The organism is Caulobacter sp. GW821-FHT12A07, assembly GCF_058807655.1.
In genome coordinates, this window is sequence record NZ_JBXAQX010000006.1 from 98395 (window position 1) to 117753 (window position 19359).

General features: G+C 64.9%; 14 protein-coding genes. 6 read left to right on the plus strand and 8 right to left on the minus strand.

What is annotated here, in order from left to right; genetic code table 11:
* The first annotated feature begins 62 nt into the window (after positions 1-62).
* Positions 63-1031 (plus strand): restriction endonuclease, encoded by a 969-nt coding sequence (locus AC1RRS_RS14165; RefSeq protein WP_492855716.1) that lies wholly within the window; start codon positions 63-65, stop codon positions 1029-1031.
* Here AC1RRS_RS14165 and AC1RRS_RS14170 read toward each other — a convergent pair.
* Positions 1015-1995 (minus strand): DUF4365 domain-containing protein, encoded by a 981-nt coding sequence (locus tag AC1RRS_RS14170; protein ID WP_492855717.1) that lies wholly within the window; start codon positions 1993-1995, stop codon positions 1015-1017. The genes AC1RRS_RS14165 and AC1RRS_RS14170 overlap by 17 nt on opposite strands.
* Positions 1996-2438: 443 nt before the next feature.
* Here AC1RRS_RS14170 and AC1RRS_RS14175 point away from each other — a divergent pair, with 443 nt between their 5' ends.
* Positions 2439-2870, plus strand: coding sequence for a helix-turn-helix domain-containing protein (locus AC1RRS_RS14175; RefSeq protein ID WP_492855718.1), 432 nt, complete (start codon positions 2439-2441; stop codon positions 2868-2870).
* Between the two features lie 29 nt (positions 2871-2899).
* Here the strand turns inward: AC1RRS_RS14175 and AC1RRS_RS14180 are convergent, their stop codons facing one another.
* From AC1RRS_RS14180 to AC1RRS_RS14190, 3 genes are all read right to left on the minus strand, one after another.
* Positions 2900-3808, minus strand: coding sequence for an ArdC family protein (locus AC1RRS_RS14180; RefSeq protein ID WP_492855720.1), 909 nt, complete (start codon positions 3806-3808; stop codon positions 2900-2902).
* Positions 3809-3871: 63 nt separating this feature from the next.
* Complete coding sequence (locus tag AC1RRS_RS14185; protein WP_492855721.1) at positions 3872-4237, minus strand: DUF736 domain-containing protein; 366 nt, start codon at positions 4235-4237, stop codon at positions 3872-3874.
* A gap of 758 nt (positions 4238-4995) precedes the next feature.
* On the minus strand, positions 4996-7071 hold the full coding sequence (locus AC1RRS_RS14190) for a ParB/RepB/Spo0J family partition protein (RefSeq protein ID WP_487290689.1): 2076 nt from the start codon (positions 7069-7071) through the stop codon (positions 4996-4998).
* 399 nt (positions 7072-7470) lie between these two features.
* On the opposite strand from AC1RRS_RS14190, the gene AC1RRS_RS14195 reads away from it, so the two are divergent.
* The 3 genes from AC1RRS_RS14195 to AC1RRS_RS14205 all read left to right on the plus strand — a co-directional run bounded on the left by AC1RRS_RS14195 (position 7471) and on the right by AC1RRS_RS14205 (position 10130).
* Positions 7471-8532: an exodeoxyribonuclease VII large subunit gene (locus tag AC1RRS_RS14195; protein WP_492855722.1), complete on the plus strand. Its 1062-nt coding sequence runs from the start codon at positions 7471-7473 to the stop codon at positions 8530-8532.
* A gap of 77 nt (positions 8533-8609) precedes the next feature.
* A complete protein-coding gene (locus tag AC1RRS_RS14200; protein WP_492855723.1) occupies positions 8610-8852 on the plus strand; it encodes a DUF7662 domain-containing protein in 243 nt (80 codons plus the stop codon).
* 99 nt (positions 8853-8951) lie between these two features.
* Positions 8952-10130, plus strand: a complete 1179-nt coding sequence (locus AC1RRS_RS14205; protein ID WP_492855724.1) for a PDDEXK-like family protein — start codon at positions 8952-8954, stop codon at positions 10128-10130.
* Between the two features lie 50 nt (positions 10131-10180).
* Here the strand turns inward: AC1RRS_RS14205 and AC1RRS_RS14210 are convergent, their stop codons facing one another.
* Positions 10181-11050 (minus strand): hypothetical protein, encoded by an 870-nt coding sequence (locus tag AC1RRS_RS14210; RefSeq protein ID WP_492855725.1) that lies wholly within the window; start codon positions 11048-11050, stop codon positions 10181-10183.
* Between the two features lie 322 nt (positions 11051-11372).
* On the opposite strand from AC1RRS_RS14210, the gene AC1RRS_RS14215 reads away from it, so the two are divergent.
* On the plus strand, positions 11373-14360 hold the full coding sequence (locus AC1RRS_RS14215) for a TrlF family AAA-like ATPase (protein ID WP_487290684.1): 2988 nt from the start codon (positions 11373-11375) through the stop codon (positions 14358-14360).
* Positions 14361-14396: 36 nt separating this feature from the next.
* On the opposite strand, the gene AC1RRS_RS14220 is transcribed toward AC1RRS_RS14215, so the two are convergent.
* The 3 genes from AC1RRS_RS14220 to AC1RRS_RS14230 form a co-directional block, all read right to left on the minus strand.
* Entirely contained in the window at positions 14397-15623 is a 1227-nt protein-coding gene (locus tag AC1RRS_RS14220) for a hypothetical protein (RefSeq protein WP_492855726.1), read from the minus strand.
* Positions 15624-15718: 95 nt separating this feature from the next.
* Positions 15719-15916 (minus strand): hypothetical protein, encoded by a 198-nt coding sequence (locus tag AC1RRS_RS14225; RefSeq protein ID WP_492855727.1) that lies wholly within the window; start codon positions 15914-15916, stop codon positions 15719-15721.
* Between the two features lie 41 nt (positions 15917-15957).
* Positions 15958-19146 carry a hypothetical protein gene (locus AC1RRS_RS14230; protein ID WP_492855728.1) on the minus strand — a complete coding sequence of 1063 codons (3189 nt, stop codon included), beginning with the start codon at positions 19144-19146 and terminating at the stop codon, positions 15958-15960.
* Positions 19147-19359: the final 213 nt, after the last annotated feature.

The following is a 19359-nucleotide window of genomic DNA, read 5'->3' on the forward strand; positions in this document are numbered from 1 at the left end:
AACACCCATCTGAAGGTCAGGCTGGCGGCAAGATCGCGCGGTGGGGATATTCAGATCGAACGATGAACGACGGCGACGCCTATCATTATCCGCCCGAACTTTTCAGCCTCCTCGTCGACACGATCCCGCTTCTGTGCCGCTCGAAGAAGGACCTGATCACCTTCTTTCGTGGCGCGGGAATGACACCCTCGATGACGGTCGAGGTCGATGAGCAGCTCTCGACCGACCGCGCTAGCCTGAACAAGTATGAAATGACCCGGCAGTTGTTGACGGCGCTCAACGAAGGCGGCGACCGAACGCTGGCGACCCGTCGGCAGGTTTTGCGACGGGTGGTCGAGTACGAGGATTTCTCGGGCTGCTGGCCCAACGACCAGCTGCGTGCAACTGGCCTTGTGGCGCAGATCCAAAAGATCGTGAACGTGAAGGACAGCTTCACGCGCATGAGCCAGGCGCGGCAGGAAGCGGCCGACCAAGCCAAGACCGAACGCGAAAGCCAGCTGGCCGCCGAGCGCCAGAAGGCGTTGAGCCGCCAAACCGCCATCGACGACGCCAAGCGGCGCCTTTTCGCGCTGTTCCAGGTCACGGATCCGCACAAGCGCGGAAAGCAGCTCGAAGCGGCGCTGAACGCCCTGTTTTCCGCCTATGGCATTCTGATCGCCGAGGACTTCCGGCGGACCGGGGGAGAGGGCGGCGTCGTTGAGCAGGTCGACGGCGTCATCGAGATCGACCACGAGCTATTGTTGGTGGAGATGAAATGGTGGAGCGACAAGATCGGCCACGCCGAGCTGGCGCCCCACCTCAATCGCCTGATGCTCCGCTCAGGCGTGTCAGGTCTCTTCATCTCCAGCTCGGACTACACGCCGAGCGCCATCGAGGCCGCCGAGGTCTTCCTGAACCACCGCATGCTCGTGCTCTCGACGGTCGAGGAAATCGTGGCGCTTCTGGAACGCGGCGACGACCTCGTCGAGTTCATCCGCAAGAAAATCCGGGCCGCCCGCCTGAACCGAATGGCCTTCAAGAAGATCCTGTAGGCGAGGTGGGGGCGTCTGAAGGGTCCTTGTGATCCGGTTCTGAGGTGCGGTGGCCCATGCCTGTCGGCAAGAACCATTCCCGCCATAAATCCTCATAGAGTTTTGGTAGGAGCGCCAGCTGGCGCCAGAGCTCGAACACCTCCTGCTTGGTGAGAAAGGCTTCGACCTCCTGGCGGTCGAAGCCGTCCGGCAGTTTGTCCAGCGCGCGGCTCATGAGGCCCGGCTGCCCCGTTTCGATGAAGCGGGTGAGCGCAGCGCCCAGATAGCCGATCATCCCGCACATGTCCGTATCGGTCCAGAAATCGTAGCGAGCGATGCGCTGGGCGAAGAGTTCGGCCAGGCCTCGCCAATCACCGTCTTCGGCCCATCCGAGTTCAGAAAACTGGTAGGTGAAGCGCTGAAACGCGGCCATCAGTTTTGCCCGCTTGGCGTACCAGCGAAGGGCGGCCAAGCCCTTTTCACTGCCGATCTCGTTGCTGGCGAGGACGTGGATTGTGCGACTGGCCGCGTCGAGATAGTCGGCGTGCCGAGGGATCAGGATCTTGTCGATGTAGTCGTTCAGGCAGACGAAGCTGCAGCGTTGGGCCTCGAGATCGGCGATGACGAGCAGCACCGGAACCGCGACGCCCATGCGCTCAACAGTCAGGAGTTCCGTCGTTTCCAGGGAGAAGCGATAGGTCTCAACCTCGGCCACCTTCTCATCGGTAAGCGCTTCGGCGCTCTTTTCGACATTGGTCCGGCTATAGAGCGCCAAAGGCTTGGTTTCGCCCTTCGCCACGCTCTTCAGCTGAATGAAAATATGCTCGCCAAGGGTTTCCGCACCGGCCGGACCGTCATCGTCGGCCTCCCGCGTCTTGAAGACCTCCAACGCGAAGTCGAGGCCATAGTCGGGGCGATAAGGCCGGAGGATCCAGTGGCGGGGCAGCTTGGATTTCAGCAAGTCGACGCCGGCATCGTCGATCAAGTGCTGTTCAGACTGCATTTTCGCGCGCGCCATAAGCCTCTTTGTCCTGTCCCCTGGCCTGTTCGCGCACCTTATCTACCGGGACGGCATGGTCATCAAAAAGAAGGCCCGGCGTCGCCGCCGGGCCAGTTCATTAGGGAGGAAACGCCCAGGAAGGGCAGAGGCGAGATCGCCTCACGGGTCCAGAGCTAGGCGTCGGCTCGCCAGTTCACAAGGCCGCTCGCCACCAACACCGCATGCTGATCCCAATGCCGCCGGAATATCCAAATCGGCGGCGACCGGCGCCGCTTGCCTGATCATGCCGCGCCCATCCAAGCGACAGGATCGCTTGACGGCGCCGCCGGTCGATCGTCCATTCTCATGTAAGCTTCGCCAGGGGGAGAGCGACGCTGGTGCGTCAGACGCCCGCGAGCCATTCGCCTCGCGATCGCGGAGAGCCTTCCTTGACGCCCGACACCACGCACCACCCGATCGATCTGCATGTCGGCGCCCGCTTGCGGCTGGGCCGCAAGATGCGCGATGTGCCCCAGCGCGTGCTCGCCGACGCCTTGGGGATCAGCTTTCAGCAGGTCCAGAAATACGAAAGAGGGACAAACCGGATTTCAGCATCCGTGCTCCTGGCCTTGGCCCGCCTCCTGAAGCTGGAGATCGCCTGGTTCTTCGAGGGCTTGGCGCCGACCGACGAGGCGCAACACGATGCGGCCCAAGAGGCCGTCTTAGTCCAGCGCGGCCAAGCCCTGCGGCGCTTCCTGGCGACACGCGAAGGACCCGAGTTGGCGCTCCTGGTGGCGGGGCTACCCGTTCGCCAGCGTTTTCAGGTCCTCTCCCTGATCCGCGCCTTCGCCGACACCGAACATCTGGACGCGGCCGAATAGGCCGGCGGCGCGGGCCGCCGGCCCTGCGGTCAGCCGACCAAGGCTTTGAGGTAATCGACCGCCTTCTGGGCGTGCGCGGCGGCGCCGAAGATCGCCCGCTTGTCGCCCTCCAGGACCTTCAGCCAGGAACCGATATAGGCCGCGTGGTCGGCGCGCGGCCTGAGGTCCACGCCCAGTTCGGCGCAGAGGAACGCAGCGCCCAGCTCGGCCACCAGTTCCTCGCGGGCATAGCCCTCGTCGCCGAAGGTCTTGCGACCAAGATCACGGTCGAGACGCGAGGAGTGACGAGTCCAATGGACCGTCTCGTGAGCCCGGGTGGCGTAGTAGTCGTGCGAGGTGGCGAAGGCGCCAAACACCGGGATGCGGATGCGGTCGGCGATGAGGTCGTAGCAGGCCTGGTCGCCGCCATGCGTGACCTGCGCCTGCGTGGCCGCCAGGAAGGCGTCGGCGCGGGCGATGCGTTCGCTTTCCGGCAGGGTCGGCGGCGCGGCCTGGAAGCGCTCTGGGAGTCCGTCGATCTGCTCGACATTGAAGACCCTGTAGGCCTTCAGGAAGGGGATCGAGCGCTCGACGTCTTCGCCCTGCTCGTTGGTCTCCTGGCGCGTGATGCGGTTGGCGTAGACGACGGTGGTTCCGCTCTCGCCCTTGCGCACCGCGCCTCCCAGTTCGAGGGCTTGCTTGAAGGTCATCCAGATCGGCGCGCCGTAGCCCCGTTCGAGGGCCGCGCCCCAGAGCACCAAGGTGTTGATGCCGGAATAGGGCTCCAAGCTGTGGCGCAGCGGCCGGGAGACGGGTCCGGCGGCATGGCCGGCGGTCCAGGGCTTGGTCCAGGGGGTCACGCCCTGGGAAAGGTCGGCGAGGATCTGATCGGTGATGGCCGAATAGGGATCTTGGCGGATCGCGCCGTTCGGGCGCGAGGTCTTGTCGGCGCGCGACATGGCGGCCTCCTTGCGTCTTGAGAGAAGGGGCTCCCCGCCGGGCGGCGGGGAGCGATTGGCGGGTCAGGCCTGCGGCGCGTCGTCCGCCTCGGGCTCGAGCTCGGGGCCGGCGTCGGCGCCGCGACGCTTGGTCGGACGGGTCCAGACCAGATCGAAGCCCTCCTCGGCCGCGAACAGGCGGGCGTTGACCGCCGCCGGGAAGCTGATGTCGTCGAGGCTGACCGACAGGAAGTCGACGCCCTTGCCGGACGTGTACTTCCAGGCCGAGCCGATCTCGGCGCCCTCGGCATAGACCCGGTAGACGGGCTGCGACTTGGCCGGATCGCCGTCGATGGCCTTGAACACCACGTTCGACACGCGGATTTGCAGGGTGTGGATGGAGCCGGTGAAACCGTCGGCCGTGGCCTTGAACTTACCGATGCGAGCCATGGGAGCTTGCCTTTCGCTGGTTTCGGGCCGCGCCTATCGCGGCCTCGATGGCGCTTGCGAAGACCGGGGACGGGGGAGGACGGCAGGTCGCGTCAGCGAGCCCGAAGCCCAGCGCAGGACCGCCGGGAGCGGGTTTGTTGCCTCGCGAGGAAGGCGCGCGCGGCCGAAGGCCCAAGCGTCGGGGAAGAAACCCGAGCCCAAGGTTGACGGCGGCCACCGCCCCGGTCCGTTTGCAGCCAGGAGAGGCCGCAAGGGACGCGGCGCGCTCCAGCAAAGGCGCTCCAGGGCGCGCATCGGGAAGGCAGGGCCCGGCCGACACTCCAACCGGTCTTCGCCACGCCCTTGCCGATCACCGTGCGCAACGCCGTGTTCGGGATCATCGGCGGCGATCCGGCCAAGTCGCAGCCCGCCTAATGGGTCAGGGCCAAGGCGACGCCATCGGCTCGGCCTGGAAGTACACGTCCGGCAAGGGCGTCGACTTCCTGTCGGTCAGCCTCGACGACACCGGCCTCCTGGTGCTGGCGAAGGCTCGGCGTCTCCCGGTCGACCACGGCTTTGATCTGGTCTGGACCCGTCCGACCAAGCGTCGTCGCGCCGAGGCCGGCCCCGAGGTCGAACTTCAGGCGGATGACGCGCCGCAGGCCCGCCCCCTCCTAGCGATGCTCGCCACCCGGCGGGATGGCCCTTCTCGCAAGACGCCAGAAGGCCGCCGCGCCAAGCTAAGGCGGGCCGCCCGAAGAGCGACCCGCCGGACCTGCCTATTCGGCCGCCACGAGATCAGGGGCTTCCGACGCCTCGGGCGAGACCTCAGGCTGGCCCTGATCCCCGGCCTGCGCCGCGACCGCCTCGTCGGCTTGCTGAGGCTCCGGTGCGGCCCTGGTCCGCAGCAACGTCGGAAGCCAGCGGGCCTTGACCAGATCGGGCTCGGCCGCCGCCACCAGATCGACCTTCTTCAGGCCCGACAGACGCTGGGCGGTGTCGGGCGAGACCGCCTCGCTCGTCGCCGCCAGCACATGTGCCTTGGTGACCCGAGACAGGTAGCGCTCGGCGGTCGGCTGCCAGAAGGCTGTCATGTCGAGGCTCGCCGCCGTGGCCAGGACTTCGGCATGGGCCAGGGCCGCGCCGCGCCCGCCGAAAGCCTTGACCGCATCGACCGTGCGCCCCACGCAGAAGGCCAGCAGGCTGGCGCGACTGTCGGCGTCGAGGCCGACGATGAAGTCCCACATCGCAGCCGGGTCCTCCGGGACTTGGCGCGCCCATTGGCCAAACCGCGTTTCCAGGGCCTCATGGGCGGGGCTGGTCTTCACCCCCTCGCCATGCTCGGGCAGGAAGGTGGAGGTCGCCTGGATCGTCAGGCATGAAGCGCGGCCCACGCCCTGGAACGTGCAGAGCGCCAGGACGTGGGTCAGGGCGAGGAGCGCCAAGTCCGGATCATTGGCCAGCGCAAGCCGCAGCCCGGCGGAACGGTGGGCGGTCAGGTCGGCGATGAGCTTGGCCGACAGGGGCGCGCGCGCATCGCCCTCGGGCTCCTCGCTCGCCGGTGCGGGCTCGTCGTCGGCGTCATCGCCTTGCGCCTCGCCGTCCGCTTCATCGTCCTCCTCGTCCGGCGCGGTGGCGACAACCTCGTCCTCGGGCAGGACGAGGCCACGCTCGATACGCGGCTCGCCGTCATAGCCGAGGATCACCCAGACACCGGCTCGGGCGAGGTCTTGCGCGGCGAAGGCCTCGGCGGGCTCTTCCAGCTGAGCCTCCAGCGCCGACAGACGGGCCTCGATCTCCGGCGGGAGGTCCTCGACGCCGCCCCATTCCTCGCAGAGGGCGTTGTAGGCGTCGCGCTGGGCCTGCTCCTCCTGGCTGACCGGCACGGGCTTGGGCCACACCCGGCGCAGCCCGTGCCCGTGCGGATAGTCCAGTCGCCATTGCGCCCATTTCCAGCCCTCGGCCGTCTGGACGTCCTGGGCGATGTCCGAAAGCTTGGCGGCGACCAGTTCGTCGATCAGAGCCACGTCCGACAGGTAGCCGCCGCGATCCTCGGTGAAGAGGTCACGGATGACGGCCCCGCCCGCCGCGACATAGGCCTCGACGCCGATGAAGCGCACGCGGCGGTCGTCGGCCTGCACCGTCTTCTCTGTCATGGCCCGGCGAATGGCGGACGGGTGGGCTTGGGCGTAGGTCTCGAAGACCTGGAGCTGGCGCGCGTGGTCCTCGGAGACGGCGAAGGCCATCAGCTGGTCGAGGGTCAGCTCGCCCTCACGGTGACGCGCGATCAGCGAGGGGTCCACCGCCGCCAGTCGCAGGCGCTGGCGCACGACGGCGGCGGTGACGCCATAGCGCGCGGCGATGGCCTCGGCGCCCCAGCCCTTGCGCTCGGCCAGATCGCGGAACGCCTCGAACTCGTCGGCGGGCGGCAGCGGCTCGCGGGAAATATTTTCGTCGAGGCTGACCTCCACCGCGTCATTGGCCTCGTCCACCAGACAGCGCACGAGCGCGCCGCGCGGGATCAGCTTGCGCTTGGCCAGCAGGCGCAGCGCCAGACGCCGACCTTCCCCGGCCGTGACCAGGGCGTAGCCCGTCTCGGAGCCGTCGGCGCGGCGCTCGGGTTTGACGACGGGCGGCTGGATGATCCCCTTGGCCAGGATCGAAGCGGCCCGCGCCTCGACGACCTCGGGGCGATGGCCGCCTTTGCGGACGTTGTCGGGCGAGGCCTTGAGCTTGTTGAGCGGATAGACGCGCTCTTCGCCGGAGCGGACGGCGCCGGTGTCGGTGAGCACGAAGTACTTGGCGGCGATCACGCCGTCGGCGGCGTCTTGGGCGGTTTGACTGGACACGGACATGACAGGTCTCCCGTTGAGGGTGGGGTCAGGCGCGGGTTGCGCCTGACCCCTGCCCGTCGGCGAGACCGGGGGGTGCAAACGGAGCGGCGGTTTCGCGGGGACCCGGCTGCAGCCGTCGCCGTCCTCGCGCCTTTCGCCGCCCTCGCGCCCGCGAAGCTGGGCGGAAACCGATGCGAAGTGCGCCAGGGGGCAGCGCCCCCAAGCCCGCGGCCGCGGCAAGCGGCCGCCCTGCAAAAAAGGGAGTTTCTCGGCCCAGGGATTTCGATGGCCTGGCGCGTCAGGAAGGACGACATGGCGAGGTGAACGCCATTCCAACCAAGTCCGAACACGCTTCGGTTACGCCCGCGCATCCAAGCGTAGTCATCGCTAAGGTAGAGTGCTGTGGCGGAGTGCGCGTCCATGAACGAGATGACCAACCAGTTCCCGACGGCGACCCAGGCCGTTCTCACCCCCGAGATCCTCTCGGCCACGGTGCAGGTCGTGGGTCAGGCCGGCGTCTTCCTGATCAAGGGGTTCGCGCGTGACGTCCGCGCTTGGCCAGCGACCGGCGCGCCACGCCACGTCTATGGAACCTTGCAGTTGGGGGCGGCCTCGATCCGCTTCAAAGCCGATCCCCTGAACGCGCCCCAGGAGGGCGAAGCGGTAATCCTGTCGGCCTGCCTGGAGATCAAGCCGCCCAAGGCGGCTGGACGGGATCGGTGGAACGGCGCCTTCGAGGTCACCTTGATCGGCGAAAAGGCCGGAACCTGGTCGCCCGGCGGCGCGGACCGTCAGGTGGTCCAGTTGACCGCACGGGCCGATCGGCTGCCGCTGGAAGACTTCCTGGACACCTATCTGCCTGATCGCCTGACGATCCTGGTGTCGGGCAAGGCTGAAGCCGACATCCAGCAGGCCTTTACCGAAGCGGGCCTGGTTCAGCGCCCCAGGATCGTGCGGGCCCGGTTCGATGATGAGGCCGCGATGGTCGAAGCCGCGCGGCAAGCCGTGGCCGACGGCGCCGAGGCCGTGGCCCTGGCGCGCGGCGGCGGCGCGGGATTGGAGCTGACCGCAAATTCCCCGCGTCTTACCGAAGCGCTGATCGGTCTTGGTCGACCCTTCTACAGCGCCCAAGGGCATGGCGACGACGTGTTCCTGATCGATAAGCATGCCGATGACTGCTTCGCCACGCCGTCTGTCCTGGGCCTTGCGATCGCGCGCGGCGTCGTCCGCGCCAACAGCCGACGCCAGGATCGCGAGACCCTCAACCAGGCCCGCCAGCGCGCCGAGGACCTGCAAGCCAGGCTCGACCAAAGCGCCACGACGGTCCGGTCGACGAGCGACCAGCTCGCCTCCGCCGAGGCCGCGCGCAAGCGTCGGATCCACGCCGACCGGTTCGGGGTGAGCCTCTCTTGGCCCGTGGCCCTGAGCCTCGCCGGCGCGATGGCCTTCCTGATCGCCCTGGCCTTCATCCTCGTGACCTAAAACTGGCCGCCTGCGGCCAGATGACGCCGCGGGCCAATCGGCCTTGCGGACGGGGTCTCGGTGCGCAAGGTGCGCCGATGGCCAAGTACGAACCGCTCAGACGTTACCTCGCCCGCCAGAAGACGAGCCATGTCGAGCTGACCTTTACCGAGATTGAGCGGCTGATCGGGGCCATGCTTCCCAAGCGCGCCCAGCGCCCGCAGTGGTGGTCGACCGCAGACGCGCACGCCGCGCCCGGCGTGCAGACGGCGGCTTGGCGCTCGGCGGGCTTCGTGGCCTCATTAAACGGTGAGGAGAAGGTGCGGTTCGACCGCGGCTAGAGCCGCAACCGCGCAGCCGCTAAGCTCTGCCTGGCCAAGCTTGGGAGACGCGCCCTGCCTGATCCTGATCTCCACGGAATCGAAAACGCCCTCAACCAGTTGGTCGACGATGATGGGTTTCATCGCCTCGACGCCCTGCTCGGGCGGTTCAATCTCTTCGAGGCCATGGGCGGCGTTCGCGCCGAACTGCGCCACTCCAACTTCCTCGGCTACCTGTTCACGCCGGCGAGGGCTCATGGCCTTGGCCCTCTAGCGCTTGAAAAGACGCTTCGCGCGATCCTGGAGGCGACGCCGCCCGAGCTGCGGCCGATCCGCCCCTTGGAACTGGCGCTTGCCGATCTCGACGATGCGGTCGTTCATCGCGAGCGCGAGAATATCGACCTGTTAATCGAGATCGGCTCGCTGAACCTGATGGTGCTGATCGAGAACAAGGTCGGCGCAGGCGCCGGCGAGGGGCAGTTGCAGCGCTACAAGGAGACCCTCCAGCGCCGCTTTCCAACCCGAAAACACCTCTTGATCTTCTTGACCCCTGATGGCGTCGAGCCTGACTGCGAGGGCTACGTGCCCTTCAGCTATCGGAGGCTGGCCGAGATCCTGGACGATCTTTCGCGCCACGACAGCGTCGCTGTCGAGCCTCGGATGATCCTGTCCCACTACGTCGAAATGCTGCGGAGACACGTCGTGCCCGACGAAGAACTCAAGTCCCTCGCGCTCAAACTCTACGAGCGCCATCGCGAGGCCTTCGACTTCGTTTTCGAGGTCCGCCCCGCGCCGCAAGGTCTGCTCGACGTCCTGAAATCACGCGTTCTAGGCGTCGAGGGCCTGGTCGAAGATCGCTCATCTATGACCATCTTCCGCTTCCTGCCGGCCCGATGGGATAGCGACCTTCCCGGGGCGCAATGCAGCCGGTCGCTCTGGACGCGCACTGGACGGGGCCTGATGTTCGAGATCAAGGTCAACCCGACCACCGGCCGGGTGCATGTCACCCTGGTGCTGGGTCCGCTGGAGGCGGATTTGCGTCGGCGGATCTATCAGGCCGCCGCCGATCACCCGGAGACCTTCAAGGGGCTGGTCAGGCCCATGGGCCAGCAGCACTCGACCCTCTATAGCCGCGAACTCCTGACCCCGGCGGTCGCGCAGACCCTGGACTTCGAGCAACAGAGTCTGGCGGTTTCCCTGGCCTGGTCGGAATTCCAGGGCGAGGAACTACTGGCCCTGATCAAGTCGGTGGAGACGATCGTCACCGCCGCCGCCCAAGAAGACGCCGCCGTAGGCTAGGCCGGCGACGGCGCCATCCGGAAACCTCGCCGCTTGGCGGGAGGGGTAAATTAGGCGCTGCGTTGCGGCTGAAGCCGGGCGGCGTCGAAGGCCGTGGACGTACCAGACCACGGCGCCTCGCTGATCGGCGCGCCCAGGGCGTTAACCGCGGCGATCAGCGGCGACGGGTCGTAACCCTTGCGCCCGTCGGTGATCAGGTAGAACTCGACACCGCCGTCCGGCCGGTACATCCCCCACCGATCAGCCTTGGCGATGATGAAACCGTGCTCGTCGGCCCACGCCGCCCGCTCCTGCAGCCTGCTGTCCGACATCGGGTAGGGCTCGTCGGCGATCAGATGGGCCTTGGCCTTCGGATCGTACCAGGTGGTGGGGTGATCCACGCCCGGCGCCTCGGCGCGATAGGCGCCGTTGGGATAAGCGCGATAGCGGCTGGTGGAGGGGCGCAGGCCCGTGACGTCGATGAACTGCAGGGTGCGCAGCGCCTGGCAGATGGCCCAGCGCGCGGACTGTTGCGAGTGGTCCAGATCGCGGGCGGCCAGGTGATTGTCGCCGATGACGCGCAGGTGGCCCAGCCGGTCGGCGATGCGCATCTGGGCCGGACTGACGACCTCCAGCAGCGGGCGGCTCAGGCGCACGCTGAGGGACTCAACGCCCGCCTGTCGCGCTTCACGGTCGCGCCAGCCGATCGTGATCCGCACCGCGTAGCCGGGCCGGACATTCGGCTTGCGCGGACCCGCCGACGGCGGACGGACCGGGAGGCGGCGCGTGGCGTCGATCCAGTTGTTGAAACCGGACTGGACGGCGGCCTGGTCGAGGGCGCGAGCGTGCTGCAGGCCCTGCTGAGCGCGGATGCGCTTGGCCAGCCGCTTGATGCCGTCGAGGGTGGTGGGGGTGGACGTGGAGGTCTGAAGACCGGTCATCGTTGTGCTCCTGGCCCGTGCCGAAGCGTCGCCCGTCCACCGCCCGAGAGCCTGAACAAAACGAACAGGGTCAGGAATTAGTCTGAGTAGTGCCAGGTGAGGCTTCGCGCTGACGGGCGGCGGGCTCCTACCGAGAGCCTGCCAAGACGATAACCTGTGCGTTCCAAGCGCACAAGAAAGGCGACGTCACAGTCGTCCTCCGGCGCTAAGCGAACCTCTACAGCCACCTTGGTTCCCGCTAGGGGGCGGCCCTCCCACCTTGCAATAGGCGCGAGATCATTGGCCTAATCTAGGCTTGGTTGTAAGCGCGGGCGGGGCGGCCGTGGTTAGCTATCGAGCAGGGACGGCGGATCCGCGCGGATCGGTATGGCGGCGGTGGGAGCCGCACATCCATCCTCCTGGCACGCTGTTCAACGATCAATATCCCGCTGGGGATACCGGCTGGGAGGCCTATCTCACTCTCATAGAGACCGCCGATCCACCTGTGCAGGCGCTCGGCGTGACCGACTATTTCGGCGCCTGGACATACGAAGAGTTTCTCAACCGCGCGGCAGGCCGGCTGCCGAGTGTGGCGCTGGTCTTCCCGAACATCGAACTGCGGCTGAACATCAGCACGCAGAAGGGACCCGCGATAAATCTCCACCTGCTGGTGTCGCCCGAGGACCCTGCCCATGTCGCTAAAATCAATCAGTTCCTCAAGGGGCTGACTTTCGAGGCGTTCGAGACAACCTTTCACTGTGACCCAGACGACCTGCGACGCCTTGGAAGTCGCTACAAGCCCCTACAGACGGACACGGCCGCGCTCCTTGCCGAGGGCGCGAACCAGTTCAAGGTCGACTTCAAACAGCTGCGCACGGCCTGGCGTCAGAACACGTGGGTGCAGGAGAACGTGCTCGTCGCCGTCGCCGGCAGCAACCGAGACGGAACGGCTGGCCTGGGCGGTGACCCGGCGCTGGACACTCAGCGGGCCGAGATCGAATCTTTCGCGCACATCGTTTTCGCCTCGACACCCAGTCAGCGAGCCTTCTGGCTTGGGCAGGGCGGCGTAACGCGTGAGCACTTGGAAGCCCGATACAACGGCCGAAAGCCCTGTCTGCACGGAAGCGACGCGCACGGTCTGACGAAGGTTCTAAACCCCGACCTCGACCGACGGTGCTGGATCAAAGGTGACGCGGTGTTTGAGAGCCTGCGTCAAGCGGCGCTCGAGCCTGAAGTCCGCGTTGCAATAGGCCCCGCTCCGCCTGAGGAAGGCTTGGCTTCCCAGGTCATTGCTGAAGTGAGCGTCTCTGACGCGGACTGGCTACCCAATCCAAGGGTGCCTCTCAACAGCGGTCTGGTTTGCGTGATCGGTGCGCGCGGCTCTGGCAAGACGGCGTTGGCTGATCTGATCGCGGCAGGCGCGTTCTCCGCTTCCGCCCAGGTCAATGAGCGCTCCTTCCTAAGCCGCGCAAAGCCGGCGCTGAGCAATGAGGCTGTCGCGCTGACTTGGCGCAACGGCGAGACGACCGAGAACGGCCTGACCTCCCTAGAGCTCGAGGATTTCCTGGATCGTCCCCGCGTCCAGTATCTCTCCCAACAATTCGTCGATCGGCTCTGCGCCTCCGACGGGGTCACCACCGAACTCATGTCCGAGATCCACCGGGTGATCTACCAAGCGCATGGTCAGGACGCTCGCCTAGGCGCGAGCGACTTCAAAGAACTTTTGGACCTGAAGGCGTCACGCGCCCGCGCCGCACATGCGCGCGAAGTTGAAGCGCTAGGATCCGTTTCTGTCGAGATCGAGCAGGAACGGGAGCGCGAGGCTAGCCTGCAAGGCCTGCAGCTCCAGCGTGAATCTCTGGTGACGAACGCTGCGAAGCTCAAAGTCGATCGCGCCGCTCTCATCCCCCAGGGAGACGAAGCGCGGGCGGCGGCATTAGACGCAGTATCGCGCGCGGTTGAATCCAAATCGCAGGTGCTAGAGGGACTTGAGCGACGAAAACAAGCGGTTCTGGCTCTCGCTGAGGAGGTCGCCGCTTTCCGAAAAAGCACCGCGGACGCGCAGCTGCGCCAGTTGCGCGGGAAATACGCCGAGGCGGGCCTGTCAGACGCTACCTGGGACTTTTTCAAGCTCAACTATGTCGGCGACGTCGACGGCGCCACACAGTCGGCCCTGGCTGAAGTCGAGACGGCTGTCGCCCAGGTGAGAGGAACGCCCGCGGTCGGCTCCGGCCCTCAGCTGGCCGACGGCGCAGATTTGTCCCAACTATCCTTATCTGTTCTTCAAGCCGAACTGGCGAGGGTTCAACAACTGGTCGGCGTCGATCGGGATCGCGCCAAGCGATATGACCAGCTCACGCAACGGATTGTCGCCGATGAGACGGCGGCCGCGAAGCTGGAGCGCGAGATCGCGATTGCCGAGGGCGCCAAAGCGCGCATCAGCAAGCTGCAGGCGGATCGGATCACGGCCTACAAGGGCGTCATCGCGGCGTTGGTTGAAGAACAGCAGCAGCTGGAAGCGCTCTACGCCCCTCTCAAAATTCGATTGGAGGAAGAACTCGGCGCGCTCGGAAGATTGTCGTTTTCCGTGCGGCGCACCGCAGATGTGCAGGCTTGGGCTGACGCCGGCGAGGAGCTGCTCGATGTCCGCAAGGCCGGCGCCTTCCGTGGCCGAGGGACCTTGGCGACGCGGGCTATGGAAACCCTGAAGTCGGTTTGGGAAACGGGGAGCGTCGACGAAGCCGGCGACGCTATGGGCGCCTTTTTTCAAAGGCACCGTCAAGACTTCCTCGACCAAGCCAATGTCGAACGGACTGATAAAGCGGCCTTCCGGCGCTGGGCTGCGGCTATTACCCGCTGGCTCTACAGCGTTGAGCACATCGAGGTGTCCTACGGTGTTCAGTATGACGGCGTCGACATCGAGCAATTGTCGCCGGGCACACGCGGCATCGTCCTGCTGTTGCTGTACCTTGCGGTCGATCGGGAAGACCTCCGCCCGCTGATCATCGATCAGCCGGAGGAGAACCTCGACCCGAAGTCGATTTTCGACGAACTCGTGCCCAGGTTCCGCAACGCCAAGATTCGGCGGCAGGTCGTCATCGTGACGCACAATGCCAACTTGGTCGTGAACACGGATGCCGACCAGGTCGTGGTCGCCACCTGTGGTCAGCACCGCGCCGGTGCGCTGCCAGAAATCACCTACACGTGTGGCGGGTTGGAGAACCAAAACATCAGGCAGCGGGTTTGCGAGATTCTCGAAGGCGGCGAGGCGGCGTTCAAGGAACGGGCCCGGCGCTTGCGCGTGCGAATGGTTCAAGAGCCTGAAATTTAGACCTACTCGTCCCTACAGCTCTTCCAGATGGCCCCGCTACCAAACGACCTCTAGGTCATCGTCAAAGCGCTGCGCGTCATAGTGACTGCTCACGAAGTGCCCCGGAAATAGGTGCCCGCACTTCTTCCTGCGCTCGTCGAAGCCGGGATAGGCGTCATCCATGACAACCCAGAACCCCGCTTGCACGTCCGGCTTCAGAGCAGCGACGATTTCCAGCAGCATTAGGTGCGTGGCCTCATAATCATCGACGGCTTCCTGCGGCCGATAGTGCTTAGCTAAAGATGCCCTGAATTTCCCGATGTGATCGCCACCCTCGGGATAGAGTGGCCGCGTCGCATCGAAGTACACCGTCTCTATGCGCTCTGCGATCGGGTCAATATTACCATGTATCGCATGATTTCGCCTATCAACCACGCGCTTGAAGGCCTTGTAAATATCGGAAGACATGTCGATCGGCTTATCGAAGCCCTCGCACTTGTAGAAGAGATCGAAAATTCGCCTGTCAATGTTATCGCGAATGAACGCGTCGTATTGCCTTTTATCCGCACGGATCTCGGGCCGGCAGAGCATCAGGATCACCATATTCAGGAAGGCTTCCGCCATGATCGGCGTCAGCAGCGCCAACTGCAGACAGGCCCCGAACAGCTCTGGTTCTGGCGTTTGGGGGACGTGTTCTTCCTCGGCGACCTCACCCTTAGCGGCGCGATTGCGCAGCATCGTCAATGAATCGAACTCGAACGGATCACCCTGACCGAGAACGTCGGTGATCACCGCGTGATGGTCGGCGCATAGCCCCGCGATTGCGACGTACTTGTTGGGAAAAACCGACCATTTATCCAGCGCATGAAGGACCTCCGACTTTTCACGCCCCATGCGCCCGAAGTCGGCCTTGATCGCCAGGATCAGCGCCTTCCAATCCTCATCCGACATCGGCTCATAGGCCCAGATATGCACTTCGCGTGAGGAGGCGACGATGTAGAGATCGAGGTCGTGTACTTTGAGATTGTAGTCCCAGTGATAAATGTTGTCGCTATCGTCCCTTCGGAGAAAGCTCTGCATCCCATTTGGCAAACCAAAGCGAGCCTTCAGGTAACAGTACATATCCAAGGTGCTTATGTGCTTCCGAACACATAGCGCCGCACCCCCACCTTCAGATACCTTCGCCCTTTTCAACAACCGATCCAGGTATTGGCGATGCTCTTTTTTGGTTGGTCTGCGCCAAGACAGGACGTCTATGCATCGTGGCTTCGTGTTCGTCGCCATCTTCCCTCCCGCCAAATGGCGCCGACGCGGGGCGCTTCGCTGCAAGCTCGCCCAGCTTCACCTGACTCGCGGTGCAGTCGCAAAGTGGGTCGCGCCTAGCCGGCCACATCATCGGATTGATCGAGACGGGCGATCCGATCCGGCATCTCCAACAGCTTCACGGCAGCTGCGGCGATCGCCTCGGAGATCGACGGAAACGCTTCGGAGGAACTAACGACCACGCCCGTCGGGAACGTGATGGTCGCCTGATACCCATTACCCTTCGGGGTGGCGCTGAGCTTGATTTCGGACATCACCAAAGCCCTCTTCGGCGGCGCTGCCGCCCCCGCAAAGCCTATCCTCGAGGCCCCTCCAATAACATCCGGCCGATATGCTCCAGTTCCCCTTCCTGGATCTCGTCGAAGTTCCTGACAGGAAGATCACGCTTGAGGATCGCAAGGTCGAACATCAGTTCCGGTTCACCGTCCTCGCCGATCACCGCCGGCGCAATGCCGTAACAGCCAATCGTCTCATAGGCGGAGAGGAACCGCTGAAGATTCTCGTCTGTGCTCGGCTCCAGGACCTTAAGCCGGCTAACCATCTGCGTGACCTTCACCTCCGAGACGCCGTTGCGGCCGGCAGTCAAAAGCGCCGCGTAGTGGGCGGGCGGACATCCGGGCAGATTGCGGAGAATGGCGAAGTGGATGTCGCCGTTCGTATCGCGCTTGCCAAAGCGCTCCCGCCAGCGGCTGAAGATCTCGCGCCCGATGTCGCGATTGTCGAAGACGAACGCCATGATCGGCGGCGCCGCCGCCCCGAAGGTGCAGGACAACAGACCTGCCCACCCGCTTCTCTCCCAAAGCGGCACTTCGAGAATGGCGCGAACTTCGAGATCGCGATGGTCCCGAGGCATCGCGGGCTCGAAATTGGCGCCGCGCACTTCCCGAACCTCATCTTCGCTCGGGATTGGGTCGAGCTTCCGGCGAACAATCAGTGGCCGGTTGTCGGTCGGAGGGTAGGACGTCTCCGATATCGCCACCCAATCCGACAGCCGCGACGCTGCGGATGTGAAGGCTCGGCTACGGCTGGCTGCACTTGCAACAGCGGTGCTGATGCGCTCGCCGAGAGCCTCGTCACGGTACAGCTGCTCGATCAGGCTCAAGGGATTGTCGGTCACGCAGCTGGCGACGAATACCATACTGGCGACGTAGGTCATGGTCTGATGCGTGCGCCCGTCCATGGCGAAAGATGTGGGCGCCACGCCGCTCGGCCATTTCAGCAGGGACCGCGCTCGCACCTCGTCGATCTCATAGACCGGCTCCTCCAAGCCGTCATGCTCCTCGATCCTGATCTCGAACCGCTCGACGTGGGCGCCCACGCGGGCGGCCAACGTCGTGGCGAACAGCGTCTCGATCACAGCTAGGAGCGTCTCGGCAACTTGGATCAGGACGTCGGATCCAAGGAACCGCGCGGCGACGCGCATGCCCAGGACGCGCGTCTCGATCACCTGCTCCGTGGTCCCGTAAGTGATCAGCGGCGTGCCGGTTGGATCGCCTGCGGGCTGGCTGGCCAAGAGTACGAACGTCTCGCGGATCTTTGCGAGCGCTTCGCTGTCAGCCAAGGTGGCTTCGTCGATGATGAGGGTCTCGTAGCCTAAGGCGTACAAGAGCGCGCCCTGCGCCTTCTCTAGGCCCAGGCCGCCAAAGAGGTCCGGCAGCGACGCGGCGGCCGCGAGCTCCTTCGCGCCGAGATTGACCATCTGGCTCGCCAACACCACGTCGAAACGCTCAAGGCGATCTGCGACGCGCTCGAGGGAGTCCTCGGTCAGCGGCAGGCTTTCGCGGCACCCTCGCACCAGTCGAACGACATCAAGGAGTTCGGGAAGCAGTCGAAGTTCGACGTCGATCCACCCGAGCAACATCAGCGCCGGCACGATCGATGCTGGCAGATCTGCTTCTGTTTCAGCCTCAACGAAGATGCTGGCGACGGCGAACATCGCGTGAGCCCTCGCGGCCCAAAGCATGCCCATGCCGCGATAGGCCAGGGCGAGCAGGTAGGTGGCCTCCACGAGGCTCTCCACGTACTCCTTCTTGGCCAACTGGCGGGTGGCTCGCCCTAAAATCCGGATAAGCTCGAAGCGATCTTCCTCACCATCCAGTTGGTTGGCGCGCTTGAGCAGGATCAACCCGCTTTCGCCTTCCCCCGTGCGTCGACTGACAAAAGCCGCCAGCTCATCGACGAGACGGCTATAGCCGGGGTCTCGCCCGGCCAAGGTCCCGTAGACCTCGATCATCTGTACTAGGCGTTCGGCGGAGTATTCGACGAGGCCGTCGGCCTCTTGCAGGATCTGCGTGAACTGCGGCCACAGGCTTGGCAATGCCGCCTTGTCCCCGGTCAGCATCAGTTCGTTGACCTGGATGATCAGGAGTGAGGTTCGGGCCTCGAGCGCGTTGTTGGGCCGTTCCTTGTCGGCGGCCAAGGTCTTCAAGCGATCGACCAGGCGCTCCATCCTCGCCGCTAGCTTCACCTGCTCGGCCGAACGATGACCGTGCATCACCAGGTTGACGAGATTTTGCGTCAGGTTGCCGACCAGCTCGACGTTACGCGCCATGTCAGAGGCGAGCACCATTTCCGCGAAGGCGTCGTATTCCCGGTCCAGCAGGTCGAAGTCGTCGAACCAGTAAAAGGCCGTCCAGAGCATTTGATAGCGCGCGTCGAGCCTTTGCCGAAGCAGGCCATGATCATCGGCCAAGCGGATTGCACGCTGAAAACGACCATCGGTCTCGAAGCGAGGTCGCTCGAGTTCACGAGATAGAAGGGCTGCGGACAGAGCGTCAGCAGAGCGCTGACCTGGCTGACCTTCGTAGGCAGCGGGATCCTGGATTACCTTTTCCAGATCCTCCAACTGCTGCATGCGCGCGTAGTCGGCAGGGCCGAGCCGGTGGGCGGCCAGGTGCTCTCCGACACCGAGATACTCGAAGGCCAGATCCTTCTGGTTCCCCTCGATGACTTTGGCGGTGATCCAAGATCGATCGAGAATCTCCACCCGAAAGCCGTGCTTGGTGGACATCTCGTCCTCAAGCGCCGCGCGATCCCGGGCGCGGGCATATTGGGACGTTACGAAAAAGACCTTGTCGTAGGGACGGCCTGTCGCGGCCAGACCGTCGATGTCCGATCGCGCTTTCTGCCGCCAGGCCTTCTTGGCGCTGAAGGCGAAGGCCCATCGCTCGCGTCCGGCATTGGCGGCGCCGACATAGGTGAGATTCATCACCTCGTCGGCAGTGGCGATGGTCTCGCTGTCAGCCTTGCTGTCGCCCCCACCTTCCGGCCCCGTCGCCGGCTTGAGATTGGGACAAATCAGCCTCTCGCAAAGCATGCGGCAGAAGATCTCGAAGTCGTGGGTTTGGTTGCGCGCCGTCAGAGTATCGAGCCTCTGCTCCAGCGCCGAGGCATCGAGCTTGTACGCCGACCGTTCGGCGCTGTCGGAATACTGCTCAGGGCGCATCTTGCGCATGAAGTCCGACGGCGAGACGCCGCGGGGCAAGGCCGGGACTTCGGCCGATCGTGTCTTTCCGCTCATGGAACATGAGTAGAACGGATCTTCGCGAGTCGCGACAGGCCGCAGCACAGCTGCCTGACCAGCGTTGCTCACCCCTCTAACAGGTCGCGAAGCTAGCCTGCGCCTCCGCTATCCAGGCCCAAGCTGAACCCGCCGATGCAGCAGGGAAGCACGGAGAAAGAAAATCCCCCGACTAAA